This window comes from Nitrospira sp. (genome assembly GCA_030653545.1).
Taxonomy (GTDB): Bacteria; Nitrospirota; Nitrospiria; order Nitrospirales; family Nitrospiraceae; genus Nitrospira_D.
The window spans coordinates 1-19654 of record JAURZE010000026.1 but is presented as its reverse complement, the minus strand read 5'-3'; the positions used below and the strand labels follow the sequence as shown (position 1 = coordinate 19654).

Here is a 19654-nt window from a genome sequence, read left to right as displayed (position 1 = left end):
TCTTTCCCCCTCCAACTCAGGTATGAGAGAATACGACCCACGTTGGATCCTCGTCTCCGGCTTGTTTGAAGGACACCGATGAAGCAGCCCCAACCAACTATCAGGTCTCTGTTGCCACAGGCGGTGATGATCCTCGTGATCGCGTTCCTTGGGACCTTCGCGTGGAACAATCACGCGATCGCTGACGACAAACCCTTATCGGTGCCGTCCGTCGTAGCCAAGGTCCGCCCCTCCGTCGTGACGATTTTGACACGTGGTATGCCCTCGGCTCCATCCCTCCATGGAACACAGTCAGGTTCCGGCTCAGGCATTGTGCTCGATTCAACCGGCTACATCCTGACGAACAATCATCTGGTGGAAGGGGTCACAAGTCTCGTCGTGGGATTACCGACCGGACGGTTGACACCGGGGCGCGTGGCCGCGCGAGACTTCTTGTTGGATCTCGCATTAGTCAAAATCAATGCGACAGATCTGGTCCCGGCTACGCTGAACGCTTCGGCATCTTTGGAAATTGGAGAAACCGTGGTCGCGATCGGGAACCCTTTGGCCCTCAAGGGAGGATCGACCGTCACCGTAGGAGTCGTCAGCGCCTTGGACCGTTCGGTGCTCACTCCGAACGGTGAGACGTTGTACGATCTGATCCAGACTGATGCGGCGATCAATCCCGGCAATAGCGGGGGCCCGCTCGTGGATTTATCCGGCCAGGTAGTGGGCATCAATGTCGCGATAGCGCCATCGGCCCAGGCGATCAGTTACGCCATTGCCATTGAAGCCGTCTATCCTCACATCCATTCGATGATGCTTCGCGGAACCATCTCTCGTCCGGACTTCGGGTTTACGCCGGTGACGGTCACTCCGAGTGTCGCCGCCAGCTTCGGGTTGGAGGCGGAGCGCGGGATTCTCGCTCTGAATGTGGATCCGGCCAAGGTTGCCGGCGCGGCAGGCTTGCAAACCGGAGATGTCATCACAGCGTTGGATCAACGCCAGCTCTACAACATGGGCGACTTCTGGCACAGCGCGATGCAGGAAGGCGAATCGGCGTCCCTCCACATGACAATCCAAGGGCGTACCGGCCAGACCACGTTGACCATGCCACGACCGCCGGTACAGAAATTCGTGCCATGACAACACCGATGGCTCTACGCATGCCTAGCGTCGCTGACCCGTCCAACGTGCTCGGTTTCCACACTCCGACGGATCTGCTCTGGTTCTCTTCGCCCGTTCGCTACGCTGAGGCATGGGACCTTCAGATGCGCCTGCATCACGAGCGCGTCATGGGCTCAAGACTCGATACCCTCCTCATCCTCGAGCACCACCCGGTCTATACCGTCGGCCGAAGAACGCGGATTGCGGACTGGGGCGGTGACCCCACGGCGGCACACATGGATGGTATCGAGATTCAGCACGTCAACCGGGGCGGGTCTGTCACTTATCACGGGCCAGGACAACTGGTGGTATACCCGATCCTTCGCCTGACAGACCATGCCACAGGCGTACGTTCATATGTAGAGCAACTGGAAGCGGCTGTGATCCAATGCCTGCTGGAGAACGGAATTACCGGCCATCGGAAACCAAAGACTCCGGGCGTCTGGGTGACAAATCCCCACGAGGCCAAAATCGCCTCGATCGGGATTCGTGTGGATCGAGGCGTGACCATGCATGGAGTGGCACTCAATGTGGACATGGATCTCTCACCATTTCGAGGGATCACTCCCTGCGGCCTGCAAGGCTGCCACGCGACGTCAATGGCTGAAGTCGTTGGGCAACCGGTTTCCTTATTGACTGTGACACACTCGCTTCTCGAGCAACTGAAACAGACATTGGCTCTCAAATGGACCGAGACACCGGCTCCCACCGCATTCAATAATTTGGCGAGACCATGAACTCGACATTCTTTCCGGCAGCAGCGTGAGGGCGACATGAAAGAGTACGACACCCCGACGTTTCGATTAGCCGTCTCCCAGTTCGACCAGGCAGCGGAAGCGATGCACCTGGATCACAACCTGCGAGAGCGGCTCAAACAACCCCAGCGCTCGCTCGTCGTCAGCATTCCTGTCCGAATGGACGACAACCGCGTCGAGGTATTTACTGGATACCGCGTCCAGCATGACTCCTCGCGTGGCCCTTCTAAGGGCGGTGTCCGCTACCATCCCGAGGTCAACCTCGGAGAAGTGGCCGCACTCGCCATGTGGATGACATGGAAATGCGCCTTGGCGGGATTGCCCTACGGCGGGGCCAAGGGTGGCGTGGCCGTCGCGCCTAAACAGTTATCGCACGGAGAACTTCAGCGGCTGACCAGGCGCTACGCCGCAGAGATCTTCCCGCTGATCGGCCCCGATAAGGATGTGCCGGCACCCGACGTCGGAACGGATGCGCAGGTTATGGCCTGGATAATGGACACCTATAGCCAGCAAGTCGGCTATGCCGTCCCTGGTGTGGTGACAGGAAAGCCTCTCTCGATCGGCGGCAGCTTAGGTCGGGAGGAAGCGACGGGACGAGGGGTCGTGTACGTCACGTTGGAAGCACTTCGGCATCTCAATCTCTCCATCGACCGCGCTACCGTGGCGGTTCAAGGATTTGGGAATGTCGGAATGCACACCGCCCTCATCATGGAGCAAGAAGGGGCTCGTGTCATTGCAGTGAGCGATGTCACCGGCGGTCTCTATAACGAGAAGGGACTCAATATCCGGGAACTCCTGGACCGCTACAAGACCAAGGGCCAGACACTTAAGGACACCCAGATGGGCGATTGGATCACGAACGCGGAGCTGCTCCAGCTTCCATGCACCGTGTTGGTGCCTGCCGCGCTGTCGGAACAAATCACCGAGCACAATGCCGCCGCCCTTCGGTGCCGGATCCTCGCGGAAGGCGCCAATGGCCCGACCACCCTTGAGGCCGATCGGATCCTCGAGGACAAGGGTGTGTTTATTATCCCTGACATCCTAGCCAATTCCGGCGGCGTCATTGTGTCCTATTTCGAGTGGGTCCAGGATCTGCAACGGTTCTTCTGGAATGAGACGGACATCCGAAAACGCCTCCAGGACATTATCACCTCGGCATTTCACCAGACCACGCTCTTCGCCACCGAAAAGCGAGTCTCCATGCGGATGGCCGCACTGATGAACGGAATCGATAAGGTCGCCCAGGCGCATTTGCAACGGGGTCTGTACCCTTGAGCCGGACGTTCTTCATATCTCTCACTATTCCCTCTGGTTCATCATGAGGGACTATGCCTTAGCCGCCATCGCGGGAATCTAGCTCGCTGACGGGTGTTCACTATTGTTGGCGCCCCGCTTCATGGTTGAACGTCTGCGGGAGGTGATCCGCCAACAACCGGCGATTTGGACCTGGCAATGGCTGTCTGTCGTCGCGGGAGCCGTCCTCCTGATCGCGGCCCTTCCGCTCATGTACCAACCCCTATGGATTGTGACCGCTCTAACCATGCTTATCAAAGGAGGGTTCCTTGCTCTGGGACCTGAGACGTGGCGATCACGTTTGGTGGAATGGTGCCTAAGCCGGGACGATGTGGATTACCGGTTTGTCGGTATCGGTTTATGCACGCTTGCCGCACTGCTCCTCCATGCGCTAGGGTGGCTGGGACAGTCATAGCTGGAGGGGCAACGGATCATGACCGTGAATCGAGCCACGATCATATCGGCATGGGAAACACATTGCAGCGAAGGCTGGCCGACCTTTGCCAGCCCGAATCAGGGACAGCTGATGACCCTCGATACCGTCATTAGCGGCTGCGTCGTGTTTTTCTTGGACAGTCCGGAAGGGTTAGACCATCAGCGAGTCGAGATTCTGAAAGACTGCTTGGCGGACCTAGAAGAGGTGACGTCGGAGCTGGAATCGGATTGTCAACCGTATTTTGTACGCCTGCATCGTCTAGGTGAACTGCTGCTGGCCACCACGATAACCGCCTAAGGCATGTCTCGTCTTTTCGATTTCCCCTGCTCACGGTTCTTCTCACTCCCAGTTGGACCTTTCTTGCAAGTTCATCTTCCCTTGGATAGAATGTTTCAAGCCCAATGAAACCTGCCTATCCTTGAAATGATCTGAATAATCAGCACGATCAACTGACATCTTTAATCTGCGAAAGGGGAGACGATGAGGAAGAAATACGGATTGCCTGTGCTGGCCGGAATACTCGTGGCGATCCTCACCAGCGCGACCTCATCGTTGCATGCTGAACCCTACGAGCTGAGCAAGAATGATGTGATGGAATCGAAGGAGATTTCCAGCGCAACCGTGTCGCTGTTCGGAGTGAAGTTAGGCGACACTGAAGCGAAGGCACTGGATGTTTTGGTCAATGAAAAGATTGCCGGGATCAAAGCCGAACAGGAAGCAGCCTTTATTTTCCTGATCGATCAACGAAAGCCCACCGGCCCAATGGCTGGCGTCCGTGTCCAGGATGGGAAAGTCGACCTGATTTTCATCAATAACCGCTTCACCCACAAGGCTCGCGGCATCTTTAGAAATGTGTTGAACAGCGAAAGCCCCGAGGACATCCGGAAATTGTTGGGAAAAGAAGAATACGGGGATGAAAACGTGATGGGCGCCGTCATGGCCTATGACAAACAAGGCTTTCAGGTAAATTACCTCGGGAAGGACGTCAATATCGAATTTTCTACCCCCCACTAGCTCTCTGTTGTGTAACTAATACCTCTCCCGCGTTTATCACGAATCGATTATTTTCTCCTCTTATACGTTGCAGCAGCAGGGCTCCCAGCCCTGCTGCTGCACGAATCTCAATAGGACCCTGAGATCCTAACGGGACAATACCAAGCAAACCCAAATCCAAGGTCGCTGACACCAACTGATTTATGGAGAATCCCATGATACCTGGATGCCCAGTAGATAAGGGGGCTTCGCGACACCCATCACGTCTGCCGAAAAACCATCCGTATGAAAAACGGGGCTGGCAGTATTCGAAGGGTTGTGCGCTGATTAAACCCTGCAGACAGGGAAGAGATGAAGATGGACTTACTGCATCGTTGCAGTAGATTTCAGCCCGAAATCAATAAGACTCACGGCGGTGTTCCAGCGACGATTGGAGTTTAAGATCACGACCAACAAGTCGCTGCCGTTCTGTGAAACTTTCGCAATGAGGCATCGGCCCGCTTTTGAGGTGAACCCGGTTTTGACACCCTCCACCCCTGGGATGCGTCCCAATAGCCGATTAGTGCTGTGCAAGACATACGCACGGTGGCCACTGATCGGAGTGATAATCTCACGTTCCTCGCGCACGAGCGCACGGAAGATCGGATTCTGTAGCGCGACCTCACTGAGCTTCGCCAGATCCTCGGCCGTTGAATAGTGCTCAGGACCATCGAATCCACAGCCGTTGCTGAAGTGGGTATCGGTCAACCCGAGTGCGGCAGCTTTTGCGTTCATGAGCATGACAAACTGCTCTTCATCGCCGCCGACATGTTCCACGGCGGCCAGACAGGCGTCATTGGCCGACACGATCAGCATCGCTTTGAGCAAGTCCTCGAGTTTGAACACTTCACCTGGACGGAGCCGAAGATGCGTTTTGGGCGCCCGCGCGGCATTGCGGCTGATGGTCGCCTGATCATCGAGCTTCCCCTTCTCCAAAATCACCAGCGCGGACATGATTTTCGTGAGGCTTGCAGGCGAGAGTCGCTTGAGAGATTCATGCTGGTAGAGCACACGGCCGGATCGAAGCTCTTTCATGAAAATGCTATGAGCGGGAGCCACTCGCCAAGGAAGGCGGTCGCCCGTTGTACTCACTGCTCTGACCTGGCGCTTATGTTTATGGCTATACTCGGCCTGGGCGTCGAGAGGAATTCCCAAGACCAAGGTCCCCAATACCGCAGCCAGAACCGTTGACGTGAGGACAAATGACTTAACCAATGAGGTGCTCCTTACCCGGACGGTGAGCTACAGGGACACATTACAGCGGGTAGGATTCCCGCACTTTCCCGCCACGAACACCGCTATCAATTACCTTATGAAAGAACCGCAGGACATCCGCGAGATCAATCCAGAATCCGCAGTTCAGACAGCGCGCAAAGAGCCGCCGATTCATGAGCGTATAGTGACGCTCGACCATCATAAACCCTTTGCATTTCAAGCAACGCATACCATCGCGTCTATGGGATCATTACCGAATTCGATTGAGAACAACCGCTAAGCATCCGGCCAGAAGGCCTCCACCAAGAATGGTTGTGCCGAAGGAGACTACCGCGGTGGTGCCTGAAGCAGGCTGGGTACCTTCCAACAGATCGCGTATTCCCCCCTGCACCATGAGAACAGCAAGGGTCAGGACTGAACCCATTGCAAACCACCAGGTAAATGTTCTCAGGGGCATTACACTCACACGGACAACAATGTGTCACCGACTCACACCTGTCGGCCACTCTAACGGAGGGTCCAAGACCTGTCAAGAAGTCCTGGCATTGCGTGTCTCGCAGAGGAGTTAATGCTCATTTGAAGCAATTGGCGCTGGCTTTACCGCTTTCAGTCCACGATGAAGAAAAATTGAAACCGTCCCATTTCCATTGTCGGCCGTTACCAATCCCGGCTCTTCGACGGCATTGGTGGTTACCCAGAATGTCGCCAGTGCAAACGGGCCCGCCTTTGTAGGATAGTTCCTGGGTGGATAGTGAAAGGTTCCATCACCGTTACCGAAGAGGATCGATAGATCGTTGGATTGCAAATTTGCAATGGCGACATCGAGGATCCGGTCGCCATCGAAATCGCGAGTAACACCTGCGATAGGACCGGCATCGGCACCTGAATCCTTGCCCGGCAAAAATGTGCCAGTGCCATTGCCGAGGTATGTCGTGAAGCTATCTCGCTCTCCATTGATCACGAGCAGGTCGCGGTGGCGATCGTTATTAAAGTCGGCAAACGTCGCGGAGAGCGGTCGTTTGCCGGTCCGATAGTCTTTAGGGTCGCGAAACGTCCCGTCTCCGTTGCCCAGCCAGATCGAGACAGCATTGGACATGGGTCCGCCGTTGGTGACGACCATGTCGATCTTCCCATCGCCATTGAGATCCGACAGCGCCACAGACGTAGGCGTATCACCATAGGTATATTGCGCCCCATGGTGAAATTCTGAGGTTCCGGTTCCAAGAAAGACTTGGATCTTATCGTTTCGTAACGCAACAACAACGTCAGGGTGGCCGTCACCATTCAGATCTTCGGTGGCGAGGGCCACGGGCGTTCGATGGACAGGGTAGTGCGGTCCCTCTTCATACTTGCCGTTTCCTCGCCCCATGAGAAATGCGATTTCATCGCCTCCCGAGCAGGCCAGCACGATGTCCGCATGGGTGTCGTGGTTAAAGTCCGCCATAACCAAAGTCCGTGGCTCGACACACACTTTGATTTGAGTTTGGTCTCTAAAACTTCCATCACCATTGCCCAGCAGGATCGAGAGGGTGTTACTGGATATATTGGTAGTGATGAGATCCGTAAACGTATCGTGATTGAAATCGCCGGTCGTAATCGTGGTGGGGTTCTTCCCGACTTTGTAGCTCGCGTAGTAGTAAAACAGATCGGGGGGTTGGTATGGATCGGCCTTGGTGCAGGACCACATCCCGATAGCCAAAAGCCAGCACAGGGCGATTTTCATCGCGTCAACCGCTCGATGAGCGGGACGAGGCGAGACAAGCTTCACAACTTCCCTCTTCGCAAGAATAGGCCTATCGGCCTATTGATTCACGCCCTATTGCCCTATGCAACGAACGCGTGGTCCCGCCGGAGTATACAGAGGGCGTGTTTCACCATGCAATCAACATGATTTCTTCTTTTGGGGTAAGAATCAGCCTTGTTGATGTCACGAGACTTGCGCTAGAATGAGGCTCACTTTGAGGAGGACGCAATGAGCAAACATGTGAAAGTGGACATCACCATGTACGGGATCGCGGAGGTCCTGAGCTGGTGTCACGACCGAAACAAAGGCCGCATCGGTGGGGTCGATACCGAGGGCTTCCAGAAGATGAAGACGTTACTGGCGGAGAAGCCGCAATCGGCGGACTACTTCACCCTGGATCAGTTCTGGAAGAAGAAGGTCACGCTCGATTTGACAGAAGATGAAGTGGCTACGATCGATCGGTGCCTATACGATATCCCGAATTTCGACAACGAACCGCTTCCGCAGATCCGTCACAAATTCTGGCCGCAAGCGGTCGGCGCGATCTAGCCTCGAGACTGTGCTCCCGGAATCGCGTGAGCGATTCCGGGGACCCTCATCTATCTGCCACAGTGCCGTAACCTCTGACACAACGATCGGGGTTGATGTTTGCGTATGCCCGGCACAGAGGGGTGCGCTGAAGGTTGACGAAAGCTGCATGGCGCGTTAGAGCGCCCCTTCGCCCTTGAGATACCTGCGGAATCGACCCATAAGATCGGCCCCAAGCGTCCCCCCCTCGGGCTTTTTCGCGTTGGGATCGGAGAAATGCCCACGGATTTCCTGCAAACGCTTTTCAGCTTGATCGTTCCCCTGAAGCCGCTTCGTCTTGGTTAGCGCCGTATCAAACGCGTCAAACGTCAGCTCGTTGTAGCCGAACGATCGAATGCGTTTCACCGCTTTCATCATCGCCTGATTGCGAAACGTCGTCAGGGAGTCCGAGTCGATCTCAGACAAGCCCAGCTTCCTCGCACGCCGTTCCGCCGCCTTTCGGATACCGCTCCTGACGAAATCAGGCGAGGTCTGGAGTCGCTTCCACGCCTCATCTGACCAGGCCACTTTCTGCTGAGGCGCCTCCCACAATTGCACGACATTTGTCTCATCGATGGTCGTGAACCCTTTTTCCCTGGCCACCTCTTCCGTGTCGTGTCGGATCATGTCACTGACAAATTCCAGCGCGATCGGCGGCGAGTCTTTGATCTTCTGTTGCAGGAGCGCCAACGCGCCCTCGCTCCATGTCAACGGGGGCAACTCGCGCTCACGGGCATCGGCCATCGATTCGACCCGATCGAGTAAATCGATATTGACTTCCATATGCCCGCCTTCGCGAGCCATCTCTTCCGCAATCTGCTTGATCATCCCGCGCATGAACTCGGGAACGGCATCGAGCCGTGCTTTGGCGGCAGCGGTCCAGGGCAACTGCCCTTTCTCCATGGCCTCCGCCGCCGACGCCATACCGGTCGCGCCCCCCATCGACCCCATCATCTGGCCCTTGAACTGGTCCAGCTTAACTTCGTCGATCTCCTCGTAACCGAGTTCCCGTGCTTTCTTTTCAGCCAATCGCCGGACCATGCCGCGAAGGAAGACCGGAGCACGTTCCATGCGCTTCAGCGCACCATCGGTCCAGCGAATCTCGGCGCCGGCAGACTCAAGAGAATCTGAGGATGACATGGGAGCTCCTTCTCGCTCGCTATTGGTTCAGTAACTCTTTGAGTTCTTTGCCGGCCTTAAAAAACGGGACGCGTTTCGCCGGCACCGCGACAGTCGCACCGGTCTTCGGATTGCGCCCTTCTTTCATCCGCCTCGCACGCAACCGAAAACTTCCGAACCCGCGGATCTCGGTCTTATCCCCGTTCTTCAGAGAGTCTCGAATACAATCAAAAATGGTATTCACGACGACTTCGGCCTGCCGCTTAGTCAACGTGGTGACTTTCTCCGACATCTGCTCGATGATCTGCGCTTTCGTCATGTCCGCCCTCCCTTCGCACCGTTGATGGACAAGTGCCCTTGCACGCCATTGCCGCGCGATTAATAGGCCATGAGATATTTCAGATTCACCCCTGAATGGAAATCGAATTTAGGCAAGACCGACGAGAGCTTCGACTCCAGCAGCTCACGAATCGAAAACCGACGGCGCTGCTCAATGACCTTCGGCTCACCTTCGATTCCCACGACATCGGCCGCCAACTGAATCGCATCATCCAGGTTACCAAGCTCATCGACCAGCTTCGCGGCTTTCGCCTGGCGCCCGGTAAAAATCCGGCCATCGGCCAACGCCTGAACCTCGGTCACCTCGAGCGAGCGGCCTTCGGCGACGGCTTCAATGAACTGCTTATGGACATCGTCCATAACAGTTTGCAACAACCCCCGCTCTTCCTCGCTCATCTTTCTCAGCGGAGAGCCGACGTCTTTGTACTTCCCGCTTTTCACAACCACGCCTTCGACGCCGATCTTCTGGAGAAGGCCCTCGACATTGGCCATCTCCATGATTACCCCGATACTTCCGGTCAGGGTTCCGGGGTTCGCCACGATACGGTCGGTCGCGGCGGCAATATAGTAGCCGCCCGACGCCGCCACGCTCCCCATCGACGCAATCACGGCTTTGTTGCTCTTGGTCCGCACCCGGCGCACCGCGTCGTAAATCTCCTGCGAGGGGACCACCCCTCCGCCCGGGCTATCGATTCGAAGCACGATCGCCTTAACGGAAGGATTCTCACTGAATTTCTTCAGCTCGCCGAGCGTTTCCTGGGCGTCAAGAATGACGCCCTCGATGCGGATCAGCGCAATGCGATCCTCGCCCGAGAGATCAAGATCGGGCAACAATACATTGACCAGGAACAGCAACCCCAAACCACCCCCCACGACCCAAAGGAACTTGCGCAGCAGAGAGCGTTTGGGACTGCGTTCTGTTGGTTGGTCGTCAGCCATGATGACTCATGTTTGTGTCAGACAACCGTTGGCCTCGCATTAGTCTTCCGCCTGCGACTTTTTACGGCTCTGCTTCGCGGCTCGTCCGAGGCTTTGATCGAGCGCGCCCTGCGTTGAATGATATTCATCGACCTGTCGGCGATCGGAGTCGGATTGATGTTCGCGCAAGCTGAGCGCAATCTTCCGCTCCTCGCGATCGACCTTGATAATCTTCGCGGCCACGTCATCTAACAGCTTGAACTTCTCTTCGAGCTTCGCCGCGCCGTCCAGTCCGGCTTCGCTGATGTGAATCAACCCTTCGACGCCGCCTTCCAGCTCGATGAAGATTCCAAAGTCGGCCACCTTGCTGACCTTCCCGGTCACCGAATCGCCGACATGGTAGCGCGCCGGGATTTCATCATCCCACGGATCGCGTGAGAGCTGCTTGAACCCGAGTGACAGCCGTTCCTTTTCTTTATCGATCCGCAACACGACCGCGTCGACCTTCTGCGCCTTCTTGAACAGCTCTGACGGATGCTTGATGTGCTTGGTCCACGACATATCGGAGATGTGAATCAAACCATCGATGCCCTCTTCCAGTCCAATGAAGGCCCCGAAATCGGTCAAGCTCTTCACTTTCCCTTCGATCTTCGTCCCGATCGGATACTTGCTCTCGATCATGTCCCAGGGATTGGGCGCGGTCTGCTTCATGCCCAGCGAAATCTTCCGGCTGGCGGGATCCACGTTCAACACGGCAGCTTCCACCTGATCGCCCACGGTCACGACACGCGAAGGATGACGCACTTCATGAGTCCAGGACATTTCCGAGACATGGACCAATCCTTCAACGCCCGGCTCGAGCTCGATGAATGCTCCATAATCCGTCAAGCTCACTACCCGCCCGCGCACCCGCGTGCCGATCGGATACTTCCCGGCCACATTGGTCCAGGGATCGGCGGACTTCTGCTTCAGTCCGAGCGAGATACGGCCGGTCTCCCGATCGTATTTCAACACGTTGACTTCCACACGATCGCCGACGGTGAACATTTCCGACGGATGGCCGACACGACCCCACGACATATCCGTGATATGGAGCAAGCCGTCGATTCCGCCGAGGTCGATAAACGCCCCGTAATCGGTGATGTTCTTGACCATACCCTGAATCAGCTGGCCTTCTTTGAGATTGGCAAGCGTGGTCTTCCGCTTCGTATCGCGAGTCTCCTCAAGAAGGACACGACGAGACACCACCACATTGCCTCGCCGATGGTTGATCTTGATGATCTTCAGCGGGAAGGTCTTGCCGACGAGACCGTCCAAATCGCGCACGGGGTGCAGGTCGATCTGGGAGCCCGGCAAAAACGCTTTGACGCCGATATCGACCATCATGCCGCCCTTGATCCGCGAAATGATTTTCCCGTCAATGCTCTTTTCTTCATTGAAGAGCTTTTCGAGCTCTTCCCAGATCTTCATCTTGTCGGCTTTTTCCTTGGAAAGAACCAAGTTGCCGTCGTCATCTTCACATTCTTCGATGTAGACCTGGAGGCTGTCGCCCACCTTGAGCGCCTGGAGATCATCCGGCGAGAATTGATCGCTCGGAATCATGCCCTCGGACTTGTAGCCGATATCGACGACGACTTTATCCTTCGTCAATGCCACTACGCGGCCTTCGGTGATCGTGCCCTCCTCAAGATTACGGAAGGTCTCCTCATAGAGGGCGGCCAACGCGGCGCGGTCTAACTTCGGTTCATTCCCTGTTGATGCGGTACTCATGGACAGATCCTAATCCTCCGGCATGGGCCGGGTGCTGATGGTGAAAAAACCGGGCTCACTCAGCGTTGCGAGCTCCGGTAGTCGGCGGCTCCGGTGACACTCGCCCGCCTTCATGTCCCACCATGGGAGGAGGAACATTTCCGAGGGCGGCGATATGCGTGATCACCGTGCGGCTGACCTGTTGGTAAAATCGCTTGGCATCTCCCTTATCGTGTTCTTTGGGATGCCCGCTCTCGAAAGTCAGCGGGTCTCCCAGCTTCACCGTCACCTGCCGAAACCTTGGCCACCTGGCACCGGTCGGCAAGACGTCGAATGTCCCTTTCAAATAGGCTGGCACCACCGGACAACCGGTCTGCGAAACGATCACCCCGATGCCCGATTTCGGCTGCCGCAAATGGCCATCGTGACTGCGTCCGCCTTCCGGAAAGATCACCACGACCTTACCGGCCTGAATCAGGCTGATCGCTTTCCCGAACGCCTCCCGGTCTAACCGGCCCGGTCGGAGCGGGATCCAGCCAAGCCGCTGCAAAATCCCGTTAAGCACCGGCACAGGAAACAAGTCGTTGCGTCCGAGATACCAGGCCCGCCGCTTCATCCCGCAACCCAGAAGCGGAATATCGACGTAACTGGCGTGATTGGCCGCAATGAGTATTCCGCCGGTCCGCGGCAACGTCCCTTCCACTTTGTACCGAAACAAGACCGCTGCGGAGACTCGCACCAAGACCCAGAGGATCCCGTAGACCAACCCGCTCACGAGATCGCCGCAACCACCGCCAGCATCTGCTCCACCACATCTTCAATCCGCAACGACGAGGTATCGATCAATCGCGCATCGGCTGCGGGCACGAGCGGCGCGACCGCGCGCGTTCGATCCCGTTCGTCGCGACCGGACAAATCCTGATAGGTCTTCTCCATCGGCCCGCCATGGCCGGCAGCCACCAGCTCGCGATGGCGACGCTCGGCCCGCACGGTCGCGTCTGCCTCAAGAAAGAATTTCACCGGCGCTGAAGGAAACACTTTGGTCCCGATGTCACGGCCTTCAGCCACGACCGAGCCGCGCTGCCCGATTTGGCGTTGCACCGGCAAGAGCCATTCGCGGACGGCAGGGATCGCCGAGACGATAGAGGCCGCTGCCGTCACGTCGGGCGTACGCAATTCATTCGTGACATCCACATCGTTGACCAATACCAGCATCGCACCGTTTTGAAACAACATCTGAATCGAGAGGGATGGAAGCAGGGCCGTCACCTGCTCCTGATGCGACGGATCGATTCCGCTCCGCAGCGTCTTCCAAGCTACCGCCCGATAGAGCGCTCCCGTATCAAGATAGAGATAGCCCAGCCTCGACGCCAGCTGCCGAGCAACCGTACTTTTCCCCACGCCGGCTGGTCCATCAATCGCAATGATCACTGCCGCTACCTGCCTCCTCAAGCCAAAAGAGCCGTATTATAGCCCTCAGGCCTATGCCGTCAACAAGCTCGCCAGGGTGCGCTCGAAATTCGGGAACGAGGTATCCACGCAGCCCGTTTCCGCGACAGCTGTGGGAGTACTCGCCGTTAACCCACCGATGGCCAACGACATCGCCACGCGATGGTCGCCATGGCTTTGCCCTTTCATCGTGCCGACCAACCGGCCATTCTTTCCCGCCTGTCCCAGCCCTCGGATCACCATACCGTCAGGCTGTTCTGTGATCTGAGCTCCCATGGCTTTCAGCTCGGCACTCATCGTGGCAATACGGTCGCTTTCCTTCACACGGAGCTCTTCGGCGCCGGAGATCGTCGTCTCACCTTCCGCAACCGCCGCCGCCACACAGAGGATCGGGAATTCGTCGATCGTCTGCGGGATGAGTTCAGGACCAACCGCCACACCCTTCAGCCCAGCCGACCTGACACGAAGATCCGCCACCGGTTCACCGGCTTGATCGCGCCGATTGAGCACGTCGATCTTGGCTCCCATGGCCGTCAATACATCAATCAGTCCGGTTCTGGTCGGATTGATCCCGACATTCTGAATCGTCACGTCAGAACCTGGAATAATGCTCGCTCCGACCAGAAAGAATGCCGCAGCGGAAAAATCTCCGGGGATCACGATCGCGCGGCCGGTCCAGCCGGACGATGGCCTCCCCTGTAGAACCAAGGTCCCGGCATCCTGCCGCAACGGAATCCCGAACGACTGGAACATCCGCTCCGTATGATCGCGGGACAGGCGCGGCTCGCGAAACCGCATGGTGCCTTCGGCAAAGAGCCCTGCAAACAATAGTGACGACTTGATCTGTGCACTGGCCACCGGCGAGGTGTAATCAATCCCGTGCAACCGCGCGCCGGTAATGGCCAGCGGAGCCAGTTCGCCGCCTTTACGCCCGGCAATCACCGCGCCCATCTCTCGCAGGGGCTTCACCACACGCCCCATCGGCCTCCGACGGATCGACTCGTCTCCGGTTAAAATCGTGAAGAAATCCTGACCGGCCAACAGCCCGGTCAATAAACGAGTCCCGGTCCCTGAATTGCCGCAATCGATCGGGGCATCGGCTTCCCGCAAACCCCACATCCCTTTTCCATGCACGCAAAGCACGTCCGGCTGTTCATCAATGTGAATGCCGAGTGCCTGAAATGCACGCATCGTGTTCAAGCAGTCTTCCCCGCGACAGTAGCTGGACAATCGGCTTTCGCCCTCCGCCAATGACGTGAGGATGATCGCGCGATGGGTCACAGACTTATCCCCGGGCACCGTAATGGTCCCTGTGAGCGCGCGGCCTGGGGTGATCGTCAATGAAGCCATCGTTCAGTTACACCGGTACAGAAGGACGAACGTTCAATTTCTCGCGCTCGAATTTGGCACGCTCAAGCGCCTTTTCGATCCCGGCCCCGTCACCCGCATGAACTAAGCGCCGGAATTCCTGGAGCGATTCCTGATAGGCATCGATGAAGTGCACCACGTTCTCGCGATTCCAGAGGAAGATATCCCGCCACATCTCAGGAGAACTCGCCGCAATCCTCGTCGTATCCCGCAGCCCGCCTCCGGAGTGAGCGGCCAAGTCGAGGGTTGTAATTTCACGGTCGCGAAGATTCGCCAACGCTGTGATCAGCGCGAAGGCCGCAACGTGCGGCAAATGACTCACGGCGCCCAGAATCTGATCGTGCAAATGCGGATCCATGGTCAGCACGATCGAGCCCGTCTCCTGCCATAACGCCCGCACTCGCTCCAACGCTTCCACATTGGTTTTTGAGGTAGGCGTCAGGATGCAGCGCGCCCCCTGAAACAGCTGATCAGTTCCTGCCGCCACACCGGTTTTTTCTTTTCCGGCAATCGGATGCGCTCCGACGAAATGGACGCCGTCCGGCATGCTGGCTTCGGACTGTTCGACCAATAAGCCCTTCACACTCCCGACGTCGCTCACAATCGCCCCCGGGGAAAGGCACGAGGCCCAGTCCTTCAGGTGCCGGTCGTAGGTATCGACCGGGGTGGCCAGAATTATGAGATCTGCGCCACGCACACCTTCTTGAGGGTCGGCGACATAGCGATCGATTGCGCCCAACTCGACGGCCGTCTTCAGATTCTCCACCCGCCGGCCTATGCCGACCACCTGATCGGCCAACCCCTTGCGGCGCAGGATCATCCCGAGCGACCCGCCGATCAGACCCACTCCGATAATCGCGACCTGTTTAAAATGAACTGCCATGAGCTATCGCGGCCTATTCCCCTGAGAGAATTTGTGACAGACTAAATTTCTCGCCCGACCGCTCTGCCAATATTGCCAAGATCGTGCATCAGCTCTTTGAACTTTGACGGCTTAATCGATTCCTCGCCGTCACACAAGGCACATTCCGGATTGGAATGAACCTCGATCAACAGGCCATCAGCCCCAGCCGCAATCGCCGCCTTGGACATGGGCGCCACCAGCTGCCATTTCCCTGTCGCATGGCTGGGATCGACAATGACGGGGAGATGCGACAGCTCTTTCAGGGTCGGAATCGCCGCCAGATCCAGCGTATTGCGATACTGGGTTTCAAACGTCCGGATGCCGCGTTCACACAGCATGACGTTGCGATTGCCGCGCGACATGATGTACTCCGCCGACAGGAGAAACTCCTTGATGGTCGCCGACAATCCGCGCTTCAACAGCACCGGCTTATCGTAAGCACCAACCTCCTTCAGGAGTTCGAAATTCTGCATATTGCGGGCGCCAATCTGAATGATATCGGCCTTCTCCAGAAACAGCTCAATGTCTCTCGTGTCCAAAATCTCGCTGACGACCGGCAACCCCGTTTGCTTCTTGGCCTCAAGCAGATAGTCCAGCCCTTCACGGCCCAAGCCTTGGAAGGAATAGGGCGACGTTCTTGGTTTATAGGCTCCGCCGCGCAGCACCGAAGCTCCGGCGGCCTTCACTTCATGGGCAATCCCGACCGTAAGTTCGAGGCGCTCCACCGCACAGGGGCCCGCCATGATGACGAGCTTCTTCCCGCCGATCTTCACTCCGCCCACATCGATGATGGTCGGTTCCTTCTTGAATTCCCGGCTCACCAGTTTCCAGGGAGCGAGAATCGGCAACACGCTTTCCACCCCGGGCAACGCGGTCAGGGGCTGATTGTGCAAGATCCGATCGTCGCCGATCACCCCGATGATGGTGCGCTCCTGACCGGTGGAGATTTGCGACTTCAGTCCCAACTCTCGCAGCCGATCGATAATGTGATCGACTTCGCGTTCAGATGCGTCAGGTCTCAAGACGATAATCATGGTGCCCTCTCTATTGCTTCACTTCGACTGCAAGACTTTCTTCAACGAGGTCAGGAATGCGTCATTCTCGTCCGTCTGCCCGATCGTGACACGCAGCATCGTACCTTCAATATGCCGCACGATCACGCCCTCGCGCAGCAAGGCATCGAACAGAGCCCGACCATCGCGCTTGACGTCGAAATACACGAAATTCGCCTGGCTGGGAATCGCGGCAAATCCCAGCGCTCGTAAACCGCTTTCGAGTTGCTGCATGCCCGCCGCGTTCACGGCTCGACTCTTTGCCACATGTTCGTCGTCGCCCAGCGCGGCCAAAGCCGCACGCTGCGCCAGCGTGTTGGCATTGAACGGCGGCCGCACGCGGTTCAGACAGTTCGTGATCTCCGGGGTCGTAATCCCGTACCCGATCCGCAGCCCGGCCAGACCGTAAATTTTCGAGAACGTTCTCAGCACAATCGCATTCCGCCCCTGCATCACATACTGCAGGCTGTCCGGAAAATGCGGATCGCGCACATATTCGAGATAGGCCTCATCAAAGACCACGATCACATTTTCAGGAACCTGCGCCATGAACCGGGCAACGGCATCGGCGGCAACCATGGTGCCGGTGGGGTTATTGGGGTTGCAGAGAAAGACGAGCCTGGTCTTGGACGTGATCGCTTTGGCCATGCCGTCGAGATCATGCGTCCAGTTGACCAACGGAACGATCACCGCTTTTCCGTGAGCGGCCGTGACTTCCATCTTGTAAATCACGAAGGTCTGATCGGCCATCACCGCTTCATCGCCCGGCGCCAGGAACGTCCGGGCCAGCAGGCCGAGGACTTCGTCTGATCCATTGCCGAGAATAATGTGATCGAGGCTGACCTTCCATCGATCGGCCAACGCTTGACGCAATCGATACGCGCCACCGTCCGGATACCGATGCAAACTGTCATGCCCCCCGACAAGTGCGGCCAGGGCTTTCGGCGATGGTCCAAGCGGATTCTCATTCGAGGCGAGCTTGATCACGCGAGCCAGGCCCAGCTCACGCTGCAATTCTTCAATCGGCTTCCCCGGAACATAGGGGCTGAGCGAGGCAATGTCTGGATGAATTCGCAGTGTCATAGATCTAATTGTGGGCCGGATACGAACCCAGGATCTTCATAAAAAGGCAGCGGCCTTTGATTTCTTCGATCGCTCGATTCACACGCTCTTCTTCCATGTGGCCTTCCACATCGACGAAGAAGATATACTCCCATGCCTTCCGCCGGGATGGACGTGATTCAATCTTCGTCATGCTGATGCCATTTGAGGCAAAGGGCCGGAGCAAATCATAGAGCGCACCGACCTTGTCTTTAATCGACAACATCAGCGATGTCTTATCCTTGCCAGTGCGTTGCGGTGGCTTCTGCGACAGAACAAGGAAACGAGTGAAGTTATTCAGATTATCTTCGATCCGCGCCTTCATCACTTTGAGCCCGTAGAGCTGAGCCGCCAGCTCCGAAGCAATCGCAGCGATGGTGGTATCTTCCTGGCACATTTCCGCAGCGCGGGCTGTGCTGGCAACTTCAGACACCAGCACATGCGGCATATGGGTCTCGATCCAATTGCGGCATTGTGCGATCGCCTGAGGATGCGAACAGATTTTCTTCACCTCTTCCACCACCCCGGACTTAGACATCAGATGGTGGGAGACCTCTTGGAGCACTTCTCCGTAGATCAGGAGGTTCGAATCGATGAACATATCGAGCGTGTGGTTCACCACGCCTTCGGTCGTGTTCTCGATCGGCACGACGCCGAAATTCGCGCGGCCCCGCTCCACTTCGTTGAACACTTCCTTGATACTGTGGACCGGAATGTATTGGGCCGACGATCCGAATTTCTGCATGCAGGCCATGTGCGTGAACGTCGCGCGGGGGCCCAGATAGGCCACCTTCTGCGGACCTTCCAGCGAGAGGGACGCCGACATGATCTCCCGGTACACGGGACGGATGGCTTCTGATGGGAACGGACCGGTATTTTGACCGACTAATCGCTCAATAATGGCGGCTTCGCGAGCAGGGGTATGCAGATTGGCGTCCGCATCCTGGGCTTTCTTGATATGACCGATCTCGATGACGCTCTTCGACCGCTCATTGAGCAGACGGAGAATCTCATCGTCGATACGATCAATCTCCTTCCGATATCCGGAAAGGTCACCAGACATGCACGAACCCCCTCCACCCGTGCCTCATGAGTTGGACGACTGTCCAGAGGCAGATCGAGTGCGAGTAAGCAAGAGATGATACAGGATTCGAATCGACCATTGCAAGGAGACTCCCTAGTCTTTCAAGAGCTTGCGTCTACCAGGGGAAGATCAGTTGGGAGAGGAGAATCACGGCCGCCAGAATGAACCGGAATCGTGAGGGGTCGAAAACCAAGGCCTAACCTTAGCTGGTTCCTCGTCTATTGCGCGATTCTCGCCCGCAAGCGCTAGTGTAGTGATACATAAATAGCTTTACTTATTATACCGTACGGGTATACTCCTCCCCAAGAGGAGGACTGGCCTATGCGCATTGCCCCGTCCCTGCAGCTGACTGATCCCGAACGCCAGCAACTGGCGCAGTGGGC

Annotated in this window: 21 protein-coding genes; 7 read left to right on the top strand and 14 right to left on the bottom strand. The window is 56.9% G+C overall.

All coding sequences use genetic code 11. From position 1 onward, the window contains the following. Window positions 1-78: 78 nt before the first annotated feature. From Q7U39_13085 to Q7U39_13060, 6 genes are all read left to right on the top strand, one after another. Window positions 79-1125: a trypsin-like peptidase domain-containing protein gene (locus tag Q7U39_13085; GenBank protein ID MDO9118885.1), complete on the top strand. Its 1047-nt coding sequence runs from the start codon at window positions 79-81 to the stop codon at window positions 1123-1125. A gap of 20 nt (window positions 1126-1145) precedes the next feature. Further along, entirely contained in the window at window positions 1146-1883 is a 738-nt protein-coding gene (lipB, locus tag Q7U39_13080; protein ID MDO9118884.1) for a lipoyl(octanoyl) transferase LipB, read from the top strand. Window positions 1884-1919: 36 nt separating this feature from the next. Then, the gene (locus tag Q7U39_13075) at window positions 1920-3176 is read left to right on the top strand and encodes a Glu/Leu/Phe/Val dehydrogenase (GenBank protein MDO9118883.1); all 1257 of its coding nucleotides are present in this window, start codon (window positions 1920-1922) and stop codon (window positions 3174-3176) included. Window positions 3177-3297: 121 nt separating this feature from the next. Then, window positions 3298-3609 (top strand): hypothetical protein, encoded by a 312-nt coding sequence (locus tag Q7U39_13070; GenBank protein ID MDO9118882.1) that lies wholly within the window; start codon window positions 3298-3300, stop codon window positions 3607-3609. Window positions 3610-3627: 18 nt separating this feature from the next. Then, on the top strand, window positions 3628-3927 hold the full coding sequence (locus Q7U39_13065; protein MDO9118881.1) for a hypothetical protein: 300 nt from the start codon (window positions 3628-3630) through the stop codon (window positions 3925-3927). 183 nt (window positions 3928-4110) lie between these two features. Next, window positions 4111-4644 (top strand): hypothetical protein, encoded by a 534-nt coding sequence (locus Q7U39_13060; protein ID MDO9118880.1) that lies wholly within the window; start codon window positions 4111-4113, stop codon window positions 4642-4644. 342 nt (window positions 4645-4986) lie between these two features. Here Q7U39_13060 and Q7U39_13055 read toward each other — a convergent pair whose 3' ends face one another. The 3 genes from Q7U39_13055 to Q7U39_13045 all read right to left on the bottom strand — a co-directional run bounded on the left by Q7U39_13055 (window position 4987) and on the right by Q7U39_13045 (window position 7600). Further along, window positions 4987-5877: a D-alanyl-D-alanine carboxypeptidase family protein gene (locus Q7U39_13055; GenBank protein ID MDO9118879.1), complete on the bottom strand. Its 891-nt coding sequence runs from the start codon at window positions 5875-5877 to the stop codon at window positions 4987-4989. 40 nt (window positions 5878-5917) lie between these two features. Beyond that, on the bottom strand, window positions 5918-6106 hold the full coding sequence (locus Q7U39_13050) for a hypothetical protein (protein ID MDO9118878.1): 189 nt from the start codon (window positions 6104-6106) through the stop codon (window positions 5918-5920). A gap of 336 nt (window positions 6107-6442) precedes the next feature. Then, window positions 6443-7600: a VCBS repeat-containing protein gene (locus Q7U39_13045; protein MDO9118877.1), complete on the bottom strand. Its 1158-nt coding sequence runs from the start codon at window positions 7598-7600 to the stop codon at window positions 6443-6445. Between the two features lie 249 nt (window positions 7601-7849). Here Q7U39_13045 and Q7U39_13040 point away from each other — a divergent pair, with 249 nt between their 5' ends. After that, window positions 7850-8170 carry a hypothetical protein gene (locus Q7U39_13040; GenBank protein ID MDO9118876.1) on the top strand — a complete coding sequence of 107 codons (321 nt, stop codon included), beginning with the start codon at window positions 7850-7852 and terminating at the stop codon, window positions 8168-8170. 156 nt (window positions 8171-8326) lie between these two features. Here Q7U39_13040 and Q7U39_13035 read toward each other — a convergent pair whose 3' ends face one another. Genes Q7U39_13035 through pheA form a run of 11 tightly spaced genes read right to left on the bottom strand, consistent with a single transcriptional unit; the run spans window position 8327 to window position 19250 of the window. Beyond that, window positions 8327-9328: a PCP reductase family protein gene (locus tag Q7U39_13035; GenBank protein MDO9118875.1), complete on the bottom strand. Its 1002-nt coding sequence runs from the start codon at window positions 9326-9328 to the stop codon at window positions 8327-8329. Between the two features lie 19 nt (window positions 9329-9347). Then, window positions 9348-9626, bottom strand: coding sequence for an HU family DNA-binding protein (locus tag Q7U39_13030; protein ID MDO9118874.1), 279 nt, complete (start codon window positions 9624-9626; stop codon window positions 9348-9350). Between the two features lie 59 nt (window positions 9627-9685). Continuing rightward, window positions 9686-10585 (bottom strand): signal peptide peptidase SppA, encoded by a 900-nt coding sequence (gene sppA, locus Q7U39_13025; protein MDO9118873.1) that lies wholly within the window; start codon window positions 10583-10585, stop codon window positions 9686-9688. A 39-nt stretch (window positions 10586-10624) separates the two neighbouring features. Continuing rightward, complete coding sequence (locus Q7U39_13020; protein ID MDO9118872.1) at window positions 10625-12334, bottom strand: 30S ribosomal protein S1; 1710 nt, start codon at window positions 12332-12334, stop codon at window positions 10625-10627. A gap of 55 nt (window positions 12335-12389) precedes the next feature. Beyond that, window positions 12390-13088 (bottom strand): lysophospholipid acyltransferase family protein, encoded by a 699-nt coding sequence (locus tag Q7U39_13015; protein ID MDO9118871.1) that lies wholly within the window; start codon window positions 13086-13088, stop codon window positions 12390-12392. Beyond that, window positions 13085-13744, bottom strand: coding sequence for a (d)CMP kinase (gene cmk / locus Q7U39_13010; GenBank protein MDO9118870.1), 660 nt, complete (start codon window positions 13742-13744; stop codon window positions 13085-13087). The genes Q7U39_13015 and cmk overlap by 4 nt, the downstream gene beginning before the upstream one ends. Before the next feature lie 51 nt (window positions 13745-13795). Next, window positions 13796-15112, bottom strand: a complete 1317-nt coding sequence (gene aroA / locus Q7U39_13005) for a 3-phosphoshikimate 1-carboxyvinyltransferase (protein ID MDO9118869.1) — start codon at window positions 15110-15112, stop codon at window positions 13796-13798. A gap of 7 nt (window positions 15113-15119) precedes the next feature. Next, window positions 15120-16013 carry a prephenate dehydrogenase/arogenate dehydrogenase family protein gene (locus Q7U39_13000; protein MDO9118868.1) on the bottom strand — a complete coding sequence of 298 codons (894 nt, stop codon included), beginning with the start codon at window positions 16011-16013 and terminating at the stop codon, window positions 15120-15122. A 41-nt stretch (window positions 16014-16054) separates the two neighbouring features. Continuing rightward, on the bottom strand, window positions 16055-17068 hold the full coding sequence (gene aroF / locus Q7U39_12995) for a 3-deoxy-7-phosphoheptulonate synthase (protein ID MDO9118867.1): 1014 nt from the start codon (window positions 17066-17068) through the stop codon (window positions 16055-16057). Between the two features lie 18 nt (window positions 17069-17086). Beyond that, a complete protein-coding gene (hisC, locus tag Q7U39_12990; GenBank protein ID MDO9118866.1) occupies window positions 17087-18169 on the bottom strand; it encodes a histidinol-phosphate transaminase in 1083 nt (360 codons plus the stop codon). 4 nt (window positions 18170-18173) lie between these two features. Beyond that, window positions 18174-19250: a prephenate dehydratase gene (pheA, locus tag Q7U39_12985; protein ID MDO9118865.1), complete on the bottom strand. Its 1077-nt coding sequence runs from the start codon at window positions 19248-19250 to the stop codon at window positions 18174-18176. Window positions 19251-19654 lie beyond the last annotated feature (404 nt).